This window comes from Achromobacter sp. SLBN-14, assembly GCF_006715415.1.
In the GTDB taxonomy this organism is placed as follows: Bacteria; Pseudomonadota; Gammaproteobacteria; order Burkholderiales; family Burkholderiaceae_B; genus Achromobacter; species Achromobacter mucicolens.
In genome coordinates this window covers 3,132,457-3,151,847 of sequence record NZ_VFNE01000001.1, presented here as the reverse complement: position 1 = coordinate 3,151,847, position 19,391 = coordinate 3,132,457, and the positions used below count along the sequence as shown (strand labels likewise).

At 68.4% G+C, this 19,391-nt stretch carries 16 protein-coding genes; 12 read left to right on the top strand and 4 right to left on the bottom strand.

Features of this window, described 5'->3' with window-relative positions:
* Positions 1-25 precede the first annotated feature (25 nt).
* Positions 26-934, bottom strand: coding sequence for a LysR family transcriptional regulator (locus tag FBY20_RS14470; RefSeq protein WP_142052991.1), 909 nt, complete (start codon positions 932-934; stop codon positions 26-28).
* Positions 935-1,056: 122 nt separating this feature from the next.
* Between FBY20_RS14470 and FBY20_RS14465 the strand changes: the two genes are divergently transcribed.
* The 7 genes from FBY20_RS14465 (at position 1,057) to FBY20_RS14435 (ending at position 10,341) form a co-directional block, all read left to right on the top strand.
* Positions 1,057-1,659 carry an amino acid synthesis family protein gene (locus FBY20_RS14465; protein WP_056325045.1) on the top strand — a complete coding sequence of 201 codons (603 nt, stop codon included), beginning with the start codon at positions 1,057-1,059 and terminating at the stop codon, positions 1,657-1,659.
* Positions 1,656-2,480 (top strand): alpha/beta fold hydrolase, encoded by an 825-nt coding sequence (locus tag FBY20_RS14460; RefSeq protein ID WP_142052989.1) that lies wholly within the window; start codon positions 1,656-1,658, stop codon positions 2,478-2,480. Before FBY20_RS14465 ends, FBY20_RS14460 begins: the two co-directional genes overlap by 4 nt.
* 103 nt (positions 2,481-2,583) lie before the next feature.
* A complete protein-coding gene (locus FBY20_RS14455) occupies positions 2,584-3,555 on the top strand; it encodes a tripartite tricarboxylate transporter substrate binding protein (RefSeq protein WP_142052987.1) in 972 nt (323 codons plus the stop codon).
* A 185-nt stretch (positions 3,556-3,740) separates the two neighbouring features.
* Positions 3,741-4,475 carry a GntR family transcriptional regulator gene (locus FBY20_RS14450; protein ID WP_142052985.1) on the top strand — a complete coding sequence of 245 codons (735 nt, stop codon included), beginning with the start codon at positions 3,741-3,743 and terminating at the stop codon, positions 4,473-4,475.
* The gene (gene acnD, locus FBY20_RS14445) at positions 4,475-7,090 is read left to right on the top strand and encodes a Fe/S-dependent 2-methylisocitrate dehydratase AcnD (RefSeq protein ID WP_142052983.1); all 2,616 of its coding nucleotides are present in this window, start codon (positions 4,475-4,477) and stop codon (positions 7,088-7,090) included. Before FBY20_RS14450 ends, acnD begins: the two co-directional genes overlap by 1 nt.
* A 69-nt stretch (positions 7,091-7,159) precedes the next feature.
* Positions 7,160-8,341: a 2-methylaconitate cis-trans isomerase PrpF gene (gene prpF / locus FBY20_RS14440; protein WP_056325034.1), complete on the top strand. Its 1,182-nt coding sequence runs from the start codon at positions 7,160-7,162 to the stop codon at positions 8,339-8,341.
* 155 nt (positions 8,342-8,496) lie between these two features.
* Positions 8,497-10,341 (top strand): methyl-accepting chemotaxis protein, encoded by a 1,845-nt coding sequence (locus FBY20_RS14435; RefSeq protein ID WP_142052981.1) that lies wholly within the window; start codon positions 8,497-8,499, stop codon positions 10,339-10,341.
* Between the two features lie 34 nt (positions 10,342-10,375).
* On the opposite strand, the gene FBY20_RS14430 is transcribed toward FBY20_RS14435, so the two are convergent.
* Both FBY20_RS14430 and FBY20_RS14425 read right to left on the bottom strand, forming a co-directional pair.
* Complete coding sequence (locus FBY20_RS14430) at positions 10,376-10,867, bottom strand: PaaI family thioesterase (protein ID WP_142052979.1); 492 nt, start codon at positions 10,865-10,867, stop codon at positions 10,376-10,378.
* Positions 10,868-10,871: 4 nt separating this feature from the next.
* Complete coding sequence (locus tag FBY20_RS14425; RefSeq protein ID WP_082586356.1) at positions 10,872-11,669, bottom strand: IclR family transcriptional regulator; 798 nt, start codon at positions 11,667-11,669, stop codon at positions 10,872-10,874.
* A 167-nt stretch (positions 11,670-11,836) separates the two neighbouring features.
* Here FBY20_RS14425 and FBY20_RS14420 point away from each other — a divergent pair, with 167 nt between their 5' ends.
* The 4 genes from FBY20_RS14420 to FBY20_RS14405 are packed head-to-tail and all read left to right on the top strand — an operon-like array spanning position 11,837 to position 16,883.
* A complete protein-coding gene (locus FBY20_RS14420; protein WP_142052977.1) occupies positions 11,837-13,414 on the top strand; it encodes an acyl-CoA synthetase in 1,578 nt (525 codons plus the stop codon).
* A 40-nt stretch (positions 13,415-13,454) separates the two neighbouring features.
* On the top strand, positions 13,455-14,600 hold the full coding sequence (locus FBY20_RS14415) for a MaoC family dehydratase N-terminal domain-containing protein (RefSeq protein WP_056325026.1): 1,146 nt from the start codon (positions 13,455-13,457) through the stop codon (positions 14,598-14,600).
* 29 nt (positions 14,601-14,629) lie between these two features.
* Positions 14,630-15,874: a CaiB/BaiF CoA-transferase family protein gene (locus FBY20_RS14410; RefSeq protein WP_142052975.1), complete on the top strand. Its 1,245-nt coding sequence runs from the start codon at positions 14,630-14,632 to the stop codon at positions 15,872-15,874.
* A gap of 43 nt (positions 15,875-15,917) precedes the next feature.
* Complete coding sequence (locus tag FBY20_RS14405; protein ID WP_056325024.1) at positions 15,918-16,883, top strand: tripartite tricarboxylate transporter substrate binding protein; 966 nt, start codon at positions 15,918-15,920, stop codon at positions 16,881-16,883.
* Between the two features lie 41 nt (positions 16,884-16,924).
* Here the strand turns inward: FBY20_RS14405 and FBY20_RS14400 are convergent, their stop codons facing one another.
* Positions 16,925-18,337, bottom strand: coding sequence for an MFS transporter (locus tag FBY20_RS14400; protein ID WP_255452343.1), 1,413 nt, complete (start codon positions 18,335-18,337; stop codon positions 16,925-16,927).
* 144 nt (positions 18,338-18,481) lie between these two features.
* On the opposite strand from FBY20_RS14400, the gene FBY20_RS14395 reads away from it, so the two are divergent.
* On the top strand, positions 18,482-19,384 hold the full coding sequence (locus FBY20_RS14395; protein WP_142052973.1) for a LysR family transcriptional regulator: 903 nt from the start codon (positions 18,482-18,484) through the stop codon (positions 19,382-19,384).
* Positions 19,385-19,391 lie beyond the last annotated feature (7 nt).

The following is a 19,391-nucleotide window of genomic DNA, read 5'->3' as shown; positions in this document are numbered from 1 at the left end:
AGCCGACGCCGCAGGCTGACCGGCCCTACACCAGCACCGCACCCTTGCGCCGCGTGAACTGCGCCAGCGACCGCAGCGCCAGCGCGTGCATGGCGGCCACCGACGGCAGCAGCGTCTCGTCCTTGCGCGTCAGCACACCGACGATGCGTTCGACCACGGGTTCGGCCAGCGGCACAAACGCCAGCCCGCTGCCGGCCGCGGGCCGCGCCAGCACCGGCAGCACCGTCACGCCCAGGCCGCCCACCACGCTGGCCAATAGCGAAGCCCGGTTGGACACCACGATCGCCGGGTCGTCGATGCCGCTGCCCAATTGACGGTTCTTCAACGTTTCAAAGGTTGCGTTGCCGATCAGCCGCTCATCGTCCAGCGCCGCCCAGGACACCGGGCCGCGCCGCCGCGCAAGCGGGTGGCTTTTCTTGCAGACCAGCCCGAAGGCGTCCCGCGCCACGGGTGTGAATGCCACCTCGTCCGTGCGCGGGGCCTGCCCGGCCACGCCCACCTGAACCTCGCCGGCCAGCACCAGCCGGTGCACTTCGGGCGAGGTTTCGTCCAACGCGCGGATCCGCACGTCAGGATGGGTGCGCGCAAAGCGCGCGAGCAGCCGCGGCAGCCATTCGTCGGCCAGCGACGGCATGACGGCCATCGCCACCGGCCCCTGACTGCCCGTGCCGAACTGCCGCGCCGCGTCCAGCACCCGGTCATGCGTGGCCAGCAATTCGCGAAACAGCGGCGCCACCGCGTGGCCCAACGCCGTCAGCTGGGCGCGCTTGCCGGGTTCAAAAAGCGGCGCGCCCAGTTGTTGCTCCAGGTCCTGCATGGCGGCCGACACCGCCGCCTGCGACCGGAACGTGCCCTGCGCGGCGATGCGAAAACTGCCGTGGTCGGCGGCCAGCAGGAACTGGCGCAGGTGCTGGATCTTCAGGGACGCAGGCATGGGGAAAGCCGCCTTGAATTCGGATTTTCTGAAATTAGCTCACGTTAATTTGGATTGTCAAAATCGCACGCAGCGTCGAACAATGGATTTGTCATTCATCCCCACGATTTCGGAGCAAGTGCATGTCGCTGCAAGTGCGCAAGGTAGTCAGTTACGTCGAGAAAACCCTCATTGAAGGCGGCCGCGCGGCCGAGCGCCCGCTAGTGATGATCGTGGCCGCCGCCGTGATCCGCAATCCGTGGGCCGGCCTGCCGTTTCAGGAAGACCTGCGGCCCGGCATCCTCGAAGCCGCGCCGCCGCTGGGCGAACTGCTGGTCGGCGAGATCCTGCGCCAGGCCGGTTCGGCGGACAACATCGAGGCCTACGGCAAGGCGGCCGTGGTCGGCACCGCGGGCGAAGTCGAACATGCGTCCGCGCTGATCCACACGCTGCGTTTCGGCAACTTCTACCGCAACGCGGTAGGCGGCACCAGCTATCTCAGCTTCACCAACATGCGCGGCGGCCCGGGCTGCGTGATCTCCGTGCCGCTGATGCACAAGCTGGACGAAGGCCTGCGCTCGCACTACCTGACGGTGCAGACCACCATCAACGACGCGCCGGCGCCCGACGAGATCGTGATCGCGCTGGGCGCGGCCACCTCGGGCCGTCCGCATCACCGCATCGGCAACCGCTATTCGGACATGAAGGAACTGGAGCAGGAAGCACAGGAGGCGCGCGCAAAATGACCATGCAACGGCGGCGCACCGGCCGCGGCGAACCGCTGGTCCTCTTGCACGGCGTCGGCCTGGACCACACGCTGTGGGACGACCTGGCTCCCTTGCTTGAGCCGGACTTCGACGTGCTGCGATATGACCTGCTGGGCCACGGCGCCGCGCCCGCGCTGCGCGGCCCGGCGAACATCCAGGACTTCATCGCGCAACTGGACGCCGAACTGGACCACGCGGGCTGGCAACACGCGACCGTGCTGGGCTATTCCATGGGCGGCCTGATCGCGGGCGCCTACGCGGCGGCGCACCCCGAACGCGTCAGCCGGCTGGTGTTGCTGAACACGGTGTTCCGGCGCACGGACGAAGAAGCCGCCGCCGTGCGCGCCCGGCTGGATGCCGCGGCCACGCAAGACCCCGAAGCTGCCGCCAAGGTGTCGCTGACGCGCTGGTTCACGCCGGCCTTTCAGGCCGCGCACCCCGCGCGCGTGGCGCAGATCGAACAGCGCCTGCTCGGCAACGACCGCCAGAGCTTTCTGTCCGCGTACGCGCTGTTCGCGTTGGGCGACCCGCTGCTGGCGCAGGCCGCGCCGGACATTGCCTGCCCCGTGCTGGTCATGACCGGTGAACACGACGTCGGCTCGAACCCGCGGATGACGCGAGATCTGGCGCGCGCCCTGCCCCGCGCCTGCGCCCGCGTCGCCCCCGGCCAGCGTCATATGCTGCCGGTGGAGGAACCCGGCACGGTGGCCGCCGCGCTTCGCAGCTTCGTGTCGGCGCATCCGGTGGTGGCGAATCCCGCGCAGACGTCCTCGACGCAGGCGCATGCCGCAAAGGCCTAGCCGACGGCATCGCCACACTGATTTCCCCCGAACCCTGACATCGTCCGCCGACAGAGACGATGCGCGACAACCCCGCCACGACGCGGGGACGGAGACAAGACACATGGACCGCAGAACCCTCATCAAGACCCTGGCGGCAATGTCGCTGGCCCCGCTGGGCGCCGCCGCCCCGCGCCTGGCCGCCGCGCGCGAAGCGCCCCTGCGCGTGATCGTGCCGTTCCCGCCGGGCGGCGGCACCGACGTGCTGGGCCGCGTCATCGCCGCCTCGCTGGAAGGCGCGATGGATCGCCCCGTAGTCGTGGAAAACAAACCCGGCGCCAGCGGCATGCTGGGCGCGGACTACACGGCCAATGGCGCGAAAGACGGCAGCATGCTGCTGTTTGCCGGCCTGGTGCCGTCGGTGCGCTACTACGCCCGCCCGCCCGAAGACGTGCTCAAGCAGCTGGCGCCCGTCTGCCCCATTGCGCGCTCGCCCTACATGGTGGCGGTCAATAGCGACCTGCCCGCCAAGACGCTGGCCGAACTGGTCGCGCAGGCGCGGCGCGAGCCCAAGGGGCTGACCTTTGGCACGCCCGGCAACGCCACGCCCCAGCACCTGGCCACCGAACTGCTGCAAGCCGCCTGCGGCATCGAGATGCTGCACGTGCCATATCGCGGCACCGGCCCGATGATGACCGACCTGCTGGGCGGCCAGATCCAGGTGGTGGTGGCCACGGTGGCCGCGGTCGAACCGTATCTGAAGAGCGGCCGGCTGCGGGTGCTGGCCGTGACCAGCCCGCAGCGCCTGCCGAAATACCCGGACATTCCCACCGTTGCCGAAAGCGGCTTTGCGGGATTTTCGGCGCAGATCCAGTTCGGCACGTACTGCGCGGCGGGCACGCCCGAGGCCACCATCGCGGCGCTGAACCAGGGCATCAACCGCGCCCTGAAAACCGAGTCCGTCCACACCAAGCTGGCCGAGCAGGGTTTCGAGCCCACCGGCGGCACGCCGGCGCAACTGCAGGACGCGCTGCTGGCGGAAATCCGGGACGTGGCCGGATTGGTGAAGGCGGGCAAGGTGCGGGTCGACCTCTAAGGTGATGGCCCGCCTGCGCAGGCGGCCCTGAACCGGCCGCGCCCGCGCCCTGCCCGGCGCCCACTCCCGGGACCGGGGGGCCGCTTGCACCCGCGCCCTTGCCGGGAGTAAATTGTTGACAATTCAGCGCGACAAGCGCGCTTTCTTCCGAAAATACCCCTTTAACGGAACGAATTGTCAACACCATGAGCAAAGTGCTCACCTTGCCGGGCGCGCAGGCGGCCGATGGCGCCCCCGCTGGCGAACCCATCGGCGAAACCCTGTCGGACCACATCTTCCGCAAGATCCAGTCCGCCATCGTCAAGGGCGAGATCGCCCCGGGCAGCAAGATCTCCGAGCCCGAGCTGGCGCGCATCCACGGCGTCAGCCGCGGCCCGCTGCGCGAGGCCCTGCACCGGCTGGAGGGCCAGAGGCTCCTGGTGCGCGTGCCGCACGCCGGCGCGCGCGTCGTGTCCCTGTCGATCCAGGAACTGATCGAACTCTACGAAATCCGTGAATCGCTGGAAGGCACCGCCTGCCGCCTGGCCGCCGAACGCATGCCGCCGTCGGAAATCGACGAGCTGCGCGGCGTGCTGGAAGCCCACGAACGCGACGAAGCCTTCCAGGCCGGCCTGGGCTACTACCAGCAGGAAGGGGATTACGATTTCCACTACCGCATCGTCAAGGGCAGCGGCAACCAGATGCTGTTTCGCATGCTGTGCGACGAGCTTTATCAGCTGGCGCGCATGTACCGCATCCAGTATTCGACGACGCCCAATCGCCCGCGGCAGGCCTACGCCGAGCATCACCGCATTCTGGACGCCATCGCCGACGGCGACGGCGAGCTGGCCGAACTCCTGATGCGCCGGCACATCCGCGCATCCCGCATCAACATCGAACAACAGATCGCGCAAAGCACCCAACAGCGCACGGAGGCATGATGAACAAGTCGTACCGCAAGAACCTGCCCGGCACCCGCCTGGACTACTTCGACGCCCGCGCAGCCGTGGAGGCCATTGCGCCCGGCGCGTATGACGGCCTGCCCTACACGTCCCGCGTCCTGGCCGAAAACCTGGTGCGCCGCTGCGATCCCGCGCTGCTGACCGACGCGCTCAAGCAGCTGATCGAACGCCGCCGCGATCTGGACTTTCCGTGGTTTCCGGCGCGCGTGGTCTGTCATGACATCCTGGGCCAGACCGCGCTGGTGGACCTGGCGGGCCTGCGCGACGCCATTGCCGACAAGGGCGGCGACCCGGCCAAGGTCAATCCCGTGGTGCCGGTGCAGCTGATCGTGGACCACTCGCTGGCCGTCGAATACGACGGCAACGACCCGGACGCCTTTGCCAAGAACCGCGCGGTCGAAGACCGCCGCAACGAAGACCGCTTCCATTTCATCGACTGGACCAAGCAGGCCTTCGAAAACATCGAAGTCGTGCCGCCGGGCAACGGCATCATGCACCAGATCAACCTGGAGCGGATGTCGCCCGTCATCTACACGCAGGACGGCGTGGCCTTCCCCGACACGCTGGTCGGCACCGACAGCCACACGCCGCACGTGGACGCACTGGGCGTCATCGCCATCGGCGTGGGCGGCCTGGAAGCCGAAAACGTCATGCTGGGCCGCGCGTCGTGGATGCGCCTGCCCGACATCGTCGGCGTCGAACTGTCCGGCCGCGCGCAGCCCGGCATCACCGCCACCGACATCGTGCTGGCGCTGACCGAATTCCTGCGCAAGGAAAAGGTGGTGGGCGCGTATCTGGAGTTCTACGGCGAAGGCGCCTCCAGCCTGACGCTGGGCGACCGCGCCACCATCTCGAACATGGCGCCCGAGTACGGCGCCACCGCGGCGATGTTTTCCATCGACCAGCAGACCATCGACTACCTGCGCCTGACCGGCCGCGAGGACGAGCAGATTGCGCTGGTGGAAAACTACGCCAAGACCGCCGGCCTGTGGTCCGACAGCTTGAAGACCGCGCAGTACGAGCGCGTGCTGCGCTTTGACCTGTCTACCGTCGTGCGCACGCTGGCCGGCCCGTCCAACCCGCACCGCCGCCTGCCGGTGTCCGACCTGGCCGAGCGCGGCATCGCCGGCGTGGTCGAGAACCAGCCTGGCCTGATGCCCGACGGCGCCGTCATCATCGCCGCCATCACCAGCTGCACCAACACCAGCAACCCGCGCAACGTGATCGCCGCGGGCCTCTTGGCGCGCAACGCCAACCGCGCGGGTCTCGCGCGCAAGCCCTGGGTCAAGAGCTCGCTGGCGCCCGGCTCCAAGGCCGTCCAGCTTTATCTGGAAGAAGCCGGCCTCACGCACGAACTGGAACGACTGGGCTTTGGCGTCGTGGCGTTTGCCTGTACCACGTGCAACGGCATGTCTGGCGCGCTGGACCCGAAGATCCAGCAGGAAATCATCGACCGCGACCTCTATGCCACCGCCGTGCTGTCCGGCAACCGCAACTTCGACGGCCGCATCCACCCGTACGCCAAGCAGGCCTTCCTGGCCTCGCCGCCGCTGGTCGTGGCCTATGCGATTGCCGGCACCATCCGTTTCGACATCGAACGCGACGTGCTGGGCGTGGCCGCCGATGGCCGCGAGATCCGTCTGAAGGACATCTGGCCCAGCGACGAAGAAATCGACGCGATGGTCAAGTCGGCGGTCAAGCCCGAGCAGTTCCGCAAGGTCTACGCCCCCATGTTCGGCATCAAGGACGACCGCCAGACCGCCGTCAGCCCGCTGTACGACTGGCGTCCTCAAAGCACGTATATCCGCCGTCCGCCGTACTGGGAAGGCGCGCTGGCCGGCGAACGCACGCTGCGCGGCATGCTGCCGCTGGCTGTGCTGGGCGACAACATCACCACCGACCACCTGTCGCCGTCCAACGCCATCCTGATGGACAGCGCCGCGGGCGAATACCTGCACAAGATGGGTCTGCCCGAAGAGGACTTCAACTCGTACGCCACGCACCGCGGCGACCACCTGACCGCGCAGCGCGCCACCTTCGCCAACCCGAAGCTCTTCAACGAAATGGTGAAGAACGCCGACGGCACCGTGAAGCAAGGCTCGCTGGCGCGCGTGGAACCCGAGGGCAAGGTCATGCGCATGTGGGAAGCCATCGAGACCTACATGGACCGCAAGCAGCCGCTCATCATCGTGGCCGGCGCCGATTACGGCCAGGGCTCGTCGCGGGACTGGGCCGCCAAGGGCGTGCGCCTGGCCGGCGTGGAAGCCATCGTGGCCGAAGGCTTCGAGCGCATCCACCGCACCAACCTCATCGGCATGGGCGTGCTGCCGCTGGAATTCACGCCGGGCGTGAACCGCAAGACGCTGGCGCTGGACGGCACCGAAAGTTACGACGTCATTGGCGAGCGCAAGCCGCGCGCGGACCTGACGCTGGTCATCCACCGCCGCAACGGCAGCACCGAACGGGTGCCCGTGACCTGCCGCCTGGATACCGCCGAAGAAGTGTCCATCTACGAAGCCGGCGGCGTGCTGCAGCGCTTTGCCCAGGATTTCCTGGAAGCCGCCTCCGCGTCGGACGCCGGCAAGCTGGCCTGACCCGCGCTGTAAAGACCGGCGGGCGGTTGCAGCGCCCGCCGCCCTACTCCGATACTTCAGGATCGTTTCATGTCACATGCTCCCCAAACCAAGATCGCCGCCACCTACATGCGCGGCGGCACCAGCAAAGGCGTGTTCTTCAAGCTGGACGACCTGCCCGAATCGGCCCGCGTGCCGGGCGCGGCGCGCGATGCGCTGCTGCTCCGCGTGATCGGCAGCCCCGACCCCTACGGCAAGCAGATCGACGGCATGGGCGCGGCCACCTCCAGCACCAGCAAGACCGTCATCGTCGCCAAAAGCACGCGCCCCGGCCACGACGTGGATTACCTCTTCGGCCAGGTCTCCATCGACCAGCCCTTCGTGGACTGGAGCGGCAACTGCGGCAACCTGTCCGCGGCGGTCGGGCCCTTTGCCATCACCAACGGCCTGGTCGACGCCGCCCGCATCCCGCAGGACGGGATTGCCATCGTGCGCATCTGGCAGGCCAACATCCAGAAGACCATCGTCGCGCACGTGCCCATCACCGGCGGCGCGGTGCAGGAGACCGGCGACTTCGAACTGGACGGCGTGACCTTCCCGGCCGCCGAAGTGCGCCTGGAATTCATGGACCCTGCCGAGGAAGGCGACGGCGGCTCCATGTTCCCCACCGGCAATCTGGTGGACAACCTGGAAGTCCCCGGCGTGGGCACGTTCAAGGCCACGATGATCAACTCCGGCATTCCCACGATCTTCCTGGAAGCCGACGCGCTGGGCTACAGTGGCACGGAACTGCAGGACGCCATCAACGGCGATGCCGCCGCGCTGGCGCGCTTCGAGACCATCCGCGCACACGGCGCCGTTCGCATGGGACTGATCAAGGACATCGCCGAGGCGGCCAGCCGCCAGCACACGCCCAAGGTGGCGTTTGTTGCCTCCCCGAAGGAATACGTGTCCTCCAGCGGCAAGAAGATCGGCACGGGCGACATCGACGTGCTGGTTCGCGCCCTGTCGATGGGCAAGCTGCACCACGCCATGATGGGCACGGCGTCCGTCGCCATCGCCACCGCAGCCGCGGTGCCCGGCACGCTGGTGAACCTGGCGGCGGGCGGCGGCGAGCGCGACAACGTCTGCTTCGGCCACCCGTCCGGCACGCTGCGTGTCGGCGCGCAGGCGCAGCTGGTGGATGGCGAATGGAAAGTGACCAAGGCCATCATGAGCCGCAGCGCGCGGGTGCTGATGGAAGGCCGCGTGCACGTGCCGCGCGAGGGGTGAAAGCCGGCTGAAACCGCCGCGACGATATTGCTCGGGTTCTGGCGCGCCCCCCTAAAGTCGCCCCCTGCATCTGCCGTTAGCGGGTTGCGGCCGGGGGTTTCCTGGCCGACTTGCAACCCGCCGGCCTTCCCCGCCGGCGTATCCAGTACACGAGCATGAAGATAACGTCGCTGCGCAACCGCATTTTGCTTATTACCTGCTTTACGGTGGTGGGAGCCCTCACGCTTTCCGGCCTCATCACCTACCAGATCGTGCGCGACAACATGATGTCCACCATCGCCGCCACGTTGGACGCCGTGGCCTCGGGCAACGCCAGCGCCATCGAGCGCTGGTCGGCCGACAAGGCGCAGGCGGTCGACGCCACCGCGAAAGTGGTCGAAAAGGGCGATCCCCGCGGCCTGACCCAGCTCATGGGCCAGACCAATGGCTTTCCCATCACCACCATCGGCTGGTCGGACAAGACCTTCTTTTCCACCACCAAGACCGCGGCGGATTACGATCCTACCGCCCGGCCCTGGTACAAGAGCGCCGTCGCCGCCGGCAAGCTGACGGTCACCAAGCCTTACGGCGATTCCACCACCGGCGTGCTGTACGTCGCATTCACCGCGCCGATGATCCGCAACGGCCAGACGACGGGCGTGCTGAGCGGCGCCGTGCCGCTCGATGGCGTGAAAGACATCATCAAGGCCATCCACCCCACGCCGTCCAGCAGCGCCTTCGTGGTGGCGACCGACGGGCAGGTGATTTCGCACCTGAACGACAAGCTGGCGCTCAAGCCGTCGACCGACATTTCCCCGGCGTTGACGGCCGATGTCGTGGCATCCCTGGCCCGCGACGGCGCCGCCCCCGCCGACATCATGCTGGACGGCGCGCAAAAGCTGCTGAAGGCGCGCCGCGTTCCCGGCACCGACTGGTATCTGGTCGTGGCGCTGGACAAGGCCGAAGCCACGGTCGGCCTGACGCAGGTGCTGCACGCAACCCTGATCTCGCTGGTCGTCCTGACGCTGATCGCCGTGACCATCGCCAGCGTGATCACGTCGCGGGCGTTCAAGCGCCTGTCCGCCGTGCGCGACGCCATGGGCACCATCGGCTCGGGCGACGGCGACATGACGCACCGCCTGGCCGTGGTCGGCCACGACGAAGTCGCGCAGATCTCCGCCTCGTTCAACGCGTTCGTGGAGAAGATCACCCACGTCATGCGCGAAGTGCGCAGCGGCGTGCATTCGATGAGCGCCGCCACACGAGAAATCGACATGGGCAACCGTGATCTGTCGCAGCGCACGGAAACGTCGGCCGCCTCGCTCGAGGAAACCTCGTCGGCGCTGACCGAACTGGCGTCCAGCGTGCGCCAGACCGAGGAAACCGCCGAGCACGCAACGCGCCTGGCCGACGAAGCCAGCGCCGTCGCCGCCCGTGGCGGCCAGGTGGTCAACGACGCGGTCAGCACGATGGACGAGATCTCGAAGTCGTCGCAGCGCATTACCGAGATCATTCGCGTGATCGACGGCATCGCGTTCCAGACCAACATCCTGGCGCTGAACGCGGCGGTCGAAGCCGCCCGCGCAGGCGAACAAGGCCGCGGCTTTGCGGTGGTGGCCGGTGAAGTGCGCACGCTGGCGCAGCGCAGCGCCGCGTCCGCGCAGGAGATCAAGACGCTGATCGAGGCGTCCGTCCAGAACGTCAAGAGCGGCACGCAACGCGTGCAGGCCGCGGGTTCGACCATGACCGAGATCGTTGATGGCATCAACCGCGTGCAACGGATGGTGAGCGAGATCCACGGCGCAATGGCCGAACAAAGCACGGGGCTGGGTCAGATCGACCGCTCGGTCGCCGACATGGACCAGGCCACGCAGCAAAATGCCGCGCTGGTCGAGCAGTCCACGGCGGCATCCGGCATGCTGAGCGACCAGGCGCGCGTGCTGGCCGATGCGGTGGCGCGCTTCAAGCTGCGCGAGGAAGAAGCGGCGGGTTCGGCCAGGCTGATCGCGCTGCCGGCCTGATCGCGGGCGTGCTTGGCGGGATCCGGGGCGGGGTTTACTTCGCCGCGGCCCCCGCCGCGGGACCGCCCGCCGCGGGAGCGCCCGCCGCGGGACCGCCCGCCGCCGCTGCCCCCACCTGCTTGAGCACGGCAACGGCCGTCGCAACGACCTGCCCGTCCGTGCTCAGCTCTCCTTGCATGAACACCAGCGAGGACGTCGCCCGCGCCACGCGGCCGCGCACTTCCAGAAACTGCCCCTCGCGCGCCGCCGCCAGAAAATGCGTGTCCAGTTGCACGGTCACGCAGGCGCGCCGGCCCAGCGCTTCCCAAGCGATCGCGCTGATGCCGTGATCCAGCAACGCCGTCAGCAATCCGCCATGCACCACGCCAGCCGGATTCAGATGATCGGCGGTGGCCAGGAGGCCGTACGCCCAGCCCTCGTCCTCCTTGCGCACCCACAACGGCCCGATCAGGCCCGCAAAGCCCGCAAGCCCTCTTTTGCGCCACCCTTGCGGCACGGGCGGTTCGACATCCGGTTGCGTGGTCATGCGCTCAGCTCCTGGCGGCCATCAGTTGCGACAACGCGCGCGACTCGTCCTGCAGCGCGCGCGCCAGCGATTCGACGCGCGCCGCATCAAGCTGTTCGGCCAATCCCGCGGCCACCAGCGCATGCGTCAGGCGCTGATGGCTGTCGAAGACGGGCACCGCGATCACGACGACGCCGTTGATGTAGTTGTTGCGGTCCACGCTGTAGCCTTGTCGGCGCACCGCGTCCACGTCGGCTTTCCAGGCCGAAAACTCGGGCGCCTGATCCCAGCGCAAGGCCTTGAATCGCCGCTCCAGTTCCTTCTCCGATAGGTCGGCAAAGGCCGCGACGAGCCGGCCGGTTGCGCTGATCAGCGCGGGAAAGCGGCTGCCCACGTCCACGTGCAGCCGGAACGGCGCATTGGACCGCGACAACGCCAGCACGACCATGTGATCGCTGCCTGACACCTCGACGCCGATCGCGGTGACGCTGGCCGCGTTGGCGATCCGGTCCAGCACGGGTTGGGCCAGCGCGGGAAACGGATTGCTCTCGATCACGCTGCGCGCCAGCGTCAGCATGCCCACGCCCAGGCTGTAGCGCTTGGCGCCGGGATCGACCTTGACCAGGCCTTCTTCCACCAGGACGCGAAGAATGTGCAGGCAGGTGCTGGTCACCATGCCCAATTCCTGCGAGATGGCCTTGAGCGTCATGGGCTCGCCGCCCCGCCCGAGCAGGCGCAGGATCGCAATCGATCGCGTCACGGCCGGCACGGGCCGCACGCGCGGGCCGGCGGCGGCAGGGTCCGGGGTACTGATTTCACTCATCGGTTTCTCCGTTTTTATTGCGGCAAGCATACCGTGCGGCGACCACGTCGCGGGTCCGCCCCAACGCACCTTAATTGTATATATACAATTCATAAACGCCATTGACAATTTATTTGGCGGCGCGCATAGTGAGTCCACAGGTTGCCGACCCACACAGGTACGACGAAATGACCAAGCTGACCGAGACCCTTTCCTATGCGGACGCCCAGGCGCTTTGCGCCCCCGACAAGCTCTGGGAGCTTTTCGACGGCAACCGTGAACACATGAACATCGCGCACGAATGCATCGATCGGCACGCGGACAAGGCCGAGCCGGCGATCATCCTGGTGCGTGCGGCGGGCGGGGACGAGACCTACACGTTCCGCCAGATCGCCGAGCAATCCTCGCGCTTTGCGCACTACCTGGCCGAACAGGGCATCCGCCCGGGCGACCGCGTGGCCGTCATGCTCGAACCGTCGCTGCCGTTCTACGTGGCCATGTTCGGTGCCATGAAGATGGGCGCGATCGCCGTGCCGCTGTTCACGTTGTTCGGCCCCGACGGCATCCGGCTGCGCGTGCAGGACTGCCAGCCGCGCATGCTGGTGACCAACGCGGAAAAAGCGCCGCTGGCCGCGGGCGGCGAGGACATGCGTGTCGTCATCGCCGACGAGGCGTTCCTCGGCACGCTGGCCGCCTACCCGTCGCACTACGAATGCCGCACGCGCGCCGACGATCTGGCCATCTTCCAGTACACGTCCGGCACGACCCGCGAGCTGCCCGACGCCGTCAAGCACACGCACCGCGCCCTGGTCACGCTGATGCTGGCCGCGCTGTACGGCACCGGCATCCGGCCGGGCGACCGCTACATGTGCCCGTCCTCGCCCGCCTGGGGACATGGGCTGTGGCACGGCACGCTGGCGCCGCTGGCCTTGGGCGTCACCATCGGCGCGTATGCCGGCAAGTTCAACGCCGAGCGCCTGCTGCAGGCCTTGCAGGAACACCGCTTCAACAACATATCGGCTGCCGCCACCCATTACCGGATGATGCGCAACAGCGGCGCGGCCGGGCGCTACCGCTATCACCTGGACAAGGTGTCCTTCACCGGCGAACCCATCGACAGCGAGACCGCCGCCTTCGTGGAAGCGACCTTCGGCCGGCCGGTCTGCAGCATGTACGGCACGACCGAGATCGGGGTATGCCTGGTCAATTACCCCGGCGCGCCGGACTTCACCGTCAAGGCCGGCTCGCTGGGCAAGCCCGTGCCGGGATTGCGCGTCGAGGTCCAGGACGCCAACGGCCAGCCCTGCGCGCCCGGCGAAACCGGCGAACTCAAGCTCTGGCGCCGCGACGCCTGGGTCGCCACCAAGGACCTGGGCCGCGTGGACGAAGACGGCTACTTCTGGCACGGCGGCCGCGCCGACGACGTCATCATCTCGGCCGGCTGGACCATGAGCGCCGTCGAGATCGAAGACGCCATCCTCAAGCACCGGGACGTGGCCGAGGCCGCCGCCATCGGGGTGCCCGACCCGCTGCGCGGCCAGGTCGTCAAGGCCTTCGTGGTGTCGGCGCGCCAGGGCGACGACACCTTCGTGGAAGAAATCCAGGATGCCGTGCGCAGCCGCCTCGCGCAGCACGAGTATCCGCGCCAGGTGGTGTTCGTGGCCGAACTGCCCAAAACGCCCGCCGGAAAGATCCATCGCAGGAAATTGCGGGAGCAAGAGCTTGCGACCGCCAACACCACGCCCGCCGGGGCCGCCCACGCCTAGGGCAGTCCGGCACAGGCCATCTTCAAAACCAGGAGACATCATGCTGACCCAGACCAAGACCGAACGCAGCTTTCCCAAGATCACCGAACGCGGGCTGGACGAGCTGCGCGAACGCATCGGCGTGAAGATCGGCGCCACCGCCGAACCGTGGTGCTACGAGGCCACGCGCGACAACATCCGCCATTACGCCCACGGCATCGGCGACGACAACCCCCTGTGGACGGACCCGGAATACGCGGCCAAGACCCAGCACGGCGGCATCATCGCGCTGCCCAGCTTCCTTTTTGCCACCAGCCGCATCGTGTCCGGCTACGTGGGCGGGCTGCCCGGCGTGCACGCCATGTGGTCGGGCGCGGACTGGACCTGGCACAAGACCGTCAAGCGCAACGACACCATCTCCACCGAAGCGCACCTGAAGAACCTGATCGAACACCAGACCCGGTTTGCCGGCCGCGCCGTGCAGCAGATCTATCACGTGGACTTCTTCAACCAGGACGGCGACAAGGTCGCCGAGGCCGACAGCTGGTGCTTTCGCACCGAACGCGACCACGCGCGCGAACAGGGCAGCAAGTACGCGGAAGTCCGCGCACGCGAGCCGCGCCGCTACAGCCCCGAGGAAATCAAGGAAGCCTACAAGCTCTACGCCCAGGAAGAAGTCCGCGGCGCCACGCCGCGCTACTGGGAAGACGTGAAGGAAGGCGAAGAACTGCCCGTGATGTTCAAGGGCCCGATGACGGTGACCGGCTTCATCGCCTTCGCGCAGGGCTGGGGCGGCCTGTACATCCGCGCCAACAAACTGGCGTGGCAGCTCATCGACGCGCATCCGGGCGTGGGGATCACCAACCGCTTCGGCATTCCCGACGTGCCCGAGCGCGTCCACTGGGAAGAAGACTTCGCGCTGGAAGTCGGCGCGCCCGGCGCCTACGACTACGGTCCCGAGCGCAATTCGTGGCTGACGCATCACCTCACCAACTGGATGGGTGATGCGGGGTTCCTGCGCAAGTCCACGTGCAAGATCCGCCGCCACAATCCCGAGGGCGACATGCTGTTCTTCAAGGGCAAGGTCGTGCGCAAGTATGTCGAAGATGGCCGGCACCTGGTCGAGATCGAACAGGAAGCGCGCAACCAGGACGACGAGCTGTCCGTACTCGGCTCCGGTGTGGTCGAATTGCCTACCCGCGCCTGACCGGCGGCAACCCCCAGACGAGGTGGGCGATGTCTGATTCATCGGAACAAGCTGCACCCAGCCCCGCGCCGCGCGCGCGGGGCGCGCTGGACGGCCTGCGCGTCATCGACCTGTCGCGGGTCCTGGCCGGTCCGCTGTGCTCGCAAATGCTGGCGGACCAGGGCGCGGACGTCATCAAGATCGAGCCGCCCGGCGGCGACGAGACCCGCAGCCTGGGGCCGCCGGTCAACGAAGCAGGCGACGCGGCCTACTTCACCGCCGTCAATCGCGGCAAACGGGCCATCGGGCTGGACCTGTCCCGGCCCGCCGGACGCGACGTGCTTTTTGCGCTACTGGCCGATGCCGACGTCCTGATCGAAAACTTCATCCCCGGCACGATGGCCAAATGGGGGCTGGACTTTGAGGCGGACCTCAAACCCCGCTTTCCCCAGCTGATCTACTGCGCCATCACGGGCTTTGGCGACGACGGCCCGCTGGGCGGCCTGCCCGGCTACGACGCGGTGCTGCAGGCCATGTGCGGCCTGATGAGCATCAACGGCGAACCGGCCAGCGGCCCGACCCGCATCGGCGTACCCATCGTCGACCACCTGACCGGCTACACCGCGCAGTCCGGCATCCTGCTGGCGCTTTACCACCGGGCGCGCACCGGCCTGGGCCAGCGGGTCGAGGTCACGCTGTTCGACACCGCGCTCAGCCTGCTGGTGCCGCACGCCGCCAACTGGATGCACACGCAGCAAACGCCCGGCCTCTTGGGCAGCGCGCATCCCAACATTGCGCCGTATGACCGCTATGCCTGCCGCGATGGCGAGATCTTCCTGGGCGTGGTGAACGACCGCCAGTTCCGCCGCTTCTGCGACTACGCCGGCCTGACGGCATTGCCCGAAGACCCGCGCTTTTCCACCAACCGGTCGCGGCTGGCGCACCGCGATGCATTGCGCGACGCCATCGAACACGCGCTGGCGACGCGTTCACGGGACGCGCTATGCGCCGAGCTGATGCAGCTGGGCGTACCGGCGGGCCCGGTCAACAGCGTGCCCGAAGCCTTTGCGCAGGCGCACACCGCGCATCGCGGCATGCGCGTGGATCGTGATGGCTATCACGGCATCGGTCCGGCAGTCCGGCTGTCGCAGGCGCCCGCGCGCGTCAAGCGCCCGCCGCCCGCCTATGCGCAACACACCGTCGAGGTCCTGCGGGAGGCCGGCTTCGACGACTCACAAATCGCGGCGTTGCAGGAACAGGGCATCCTGCCGCGATGGCCGCCTCCCAAGCCCTAGCCGCACCCGCATGCAGCACACCATAAAAAACGAGGAGACCACCATGAAGACCATACGCCTCATCGCCGCGCTCGCGGCGCCGCTGCTGTTCGCGCAACCTGCCTCGGCCGCCGACAGCTATCCCTCCAAACCCGTCAAGATCATCGTCCCCTACCAGGCCGGCCAAGGCACCGACGTCGCCGCCCGCTACCTGGCCGAATACCTGGCCCGTGACCTGGGCCAACCGTTCATCGTGGAAAACCGCCCGGGCGCTGGCGGCAACATTGGCGCCTCCGAGGTCGCGCGCGCCGCCCCCGACGGCTACACGCTGCTGATGGGCACCAACGGCACCCACGTGCTGAACCAGTACATGTACGCGTCCACCAACTTCGACCCGGAAAAAGACTTCACGCCGGTCATGCTGGTCAGCTCGTTTCCCATGGTGCTGCTGACCACGCCGTCCTCGCCCTACGCCAGCCTGGCCGACCTGCGCAACGCGTCCAAGGCCAAGCCCGACAGCGTCAACGTGGGCATGCCCAGCACCACCGCGCGCCTCGTCTACGAACTGCTCAAGCAGCAGGGCGTCAACAGCATCCGGGGCATTCCCTACAAGGGTTCGGCCACCGCCACCACGGACCTGATGGGAGGTCAGGTGCAACTTGGCATCGACACCGTCAGCGCCGCGCGCTCGTTCATCACCAGCGGCAAGTTGCGTCCGCTGGCGGTGACCTCGTTGAAGGAGTCGGCCCTGCTGCCCGGCGTGCCTTCCGTGGCGGCGCAGGGGCTGGACGGCTTTCAGGTGATCGCCTGGAACGGCCTGTATGCGCCCAAGGGCACGCCGCCCGCGGCCGTGAAGCGGCTGAACGACGACCTGGCCAAGATCCTCGCGCGTCCGGAAGTCCGGCAGAAGCTGCTGGACCTGGGCCACGAACCCGGCGGCGGCACGCCCGACGAACTGGCGGCCTTCGCCCGCAGCGAACGGCTGAAGTGGCAGCCGCTGATCGTGCAGGCGGGCCTGAAGGCGGAATGATGCGCTGACGGCCGGCGGCGGGCGGCCCTGTCCGGACTGCGTTACGGCTGAACGGAGGCAAGCCGCTTGCCGCTTGCCGCCACGGCGGCCATCGCCAGCGCGCACAGCACGGCGGCCAGGACAAACGTCGCGCGCAGCCCGGCCGCCAGCGCGGCGGGCGGCGCATCGGCCAACGACGCGGCCCCGGCGCCCGCGGCAAACACCGCACCCATTGCCGAGGCGCCCGTGATCAGGCCCAGGTTGCGCGACAGGTTCAGCATGCCCGACACGGCGCCGCGTTCGCTGCCGCCTGCGGCCGCCATCACCGCCGTGTTGTTGGCTGCCTGGAACAACGCGTACCCCGCCGTCATCGTGGCAAGCGCCGCGACGTAACCCGTCACGCCGAACGCCAGCGCGGCGGCCGGCAGCGCGGCGCAGGCGCCGCCCACCGCGCCCAGCGAAAGCAACGTCATCGGCCGGCTGCCGAAACGATCCACGCAGCGGCCCGCCGGCACGCCGGCCAGCGCCGCCACGAGCGGACCGCAGGACATCGCCAGCCCGACCTGCACAGCGCTCAACCCCAATGCCCCCGACAGATAGAACGGCCCCACTACCAAGGTCGCCATCATCACCGTGGCGACCAGCGCATTGGCCGCAAAGCCGCCCGCCAGCAACGGGTTCCCGATCATGGCCGGCCGCACCAGCGGCTGCGCCGTCCGCGCCTGCGCCCACATGAACAGGCCCGCGCCGCCCGTCGCCGCAGCCAGCAGAATGACATTGAGCACCCCAAAACTGCCGCGGCCCAGCGTCATGGACAGCGCATAGGCGGCCAGCGTCAGCGCCAGCAGCACGCTGCCCGGCCAGTCGAAGCGAACCGGTTGATGCGCGGCACGCTGCGCATCGCGCGGCAGGTGCCGCCAGGCCAGCCAGAACGCCAGCAGCCCCAGCGGCAGATTCACCAGGAAGATCGCCCGCCAACCCACCCCGGCGATCAGGGCGCCGCCCAGCGTCGGCCCGAGCGCGGTGCCGGCCGCCGACATCGTGCCCAGCAGACCCATGGCGCTGCCGGCTCGCCCCTTCGGCGCCGCGTCGCCGGCAAAGGCCATGGCAAGCGTCATCAACACGGCCGCGCCCATGCCCTGCGCGGCGCGCGCCGCCACCAGCGTCCACAGGCCGGGCGCCACCCCGCACAGCACCGACGCGGCGGTAAACCACGCCAGCCCGGCCAGCATCAGTCGCCGCCGGCCGATCAGGTCGCCCAGCCGCCCGGCGCTGACGACCGCAATCGTGATGGCCAGCAGATAAGCCAGCACGACCCACTGCACCGATTGGAAGGGCGCGCCGAATGCCTGCGTGAATGCCGGCAGGCCGACGTTGGCGATGCTGGTGCCTAGCGAAGACAGCAGCATCGCCAGCGACAGGCAGCACAGTAGCGCCAGACGGGGATGGGATGGCGAGGGATCGGAAATCGGCATGATGGCGTCCTGAATGAAAGAGACAGGACACCAGCGTAGGCCGCAATATCACCTGGCGGAAGGCGCAGCATTTGCAGCTAATACCTGCACGCGGCGCCATGCCAAATGTCAGCGCGCCGGCCGCCGGCGTGCTACGTTTGCCGCATGTCTACGCCCGACCTGAACCTTCTCATCACCCTGGACGCGCTGCTCGCGGAAGGCAGCGTGGCCGGCGCCGCCCGCCGGTTGCACCTGAGTCCCTCCGCCATGAGCCGCGCGCTGGCGCGGCTGCGCGACGTCACGGGCGATCCGCTGCTGGTGCGCGCCGGGCGCGGATTGGTGCCCACGCCCCGTGCGCTGGCGCTGCGCGAGCAGGTCGGCGGGCTGGTCCGGGACGCGCAGGCGGTGCTGCGCCCCACCGAAACGCTGGATCCCGCGGCCCTTGTGCGCACCTTCACCCTGCGCGTCACCGACGGCTTCGTGGAGAACTTCGGCGCGCGCCTATTGGCCCGCATCGACACGCAAGCGCCGGGCGTGCGGCTGCGCTTCCTGCAGAAGTTGGACAAGGACAGCGCGCCGCTGCGCGACGGCGCCGTGGACCTGGAGACCGGCGTGGTGGGCCAGTCAGCCAGTCCCGAGCTGCGCACGCGCGCGCTTTTCCAGGATCGTTTTATCGGGGTCATGCGCGCGGGCCATCCGCTGGCCCGCGGCAACGTCACGCTGACGCGCTACGTGAACGCCCGCCACATTCTGGTGTCGCGCCGCGGGCGCGAATCCGGCCCGATCGACGAGGCGCTTTCGCAGGCTGGCCGCGCGCGGCATGTCGCCACGATTGCCAGCGGTTTTTCCACAGCGCTTGCGCTAGTGCGCGACACCAACCTGATCGCCACGGTGCCGGACAGGCACACTGCCGCGCTACGCGCGGACATGCGCAGCTTTGCGCTGCCCTTCTCGATGACGCCCTTCACGGTGTCGATGTTGTGGCACCCCAGGATGGACGGGGATTCCGCCCACCGCTGGCTGCGCGGCTGCGTGCTGCAGGTCTGCGGAGGAGAGGGGGACGCTTAGGTGGGGC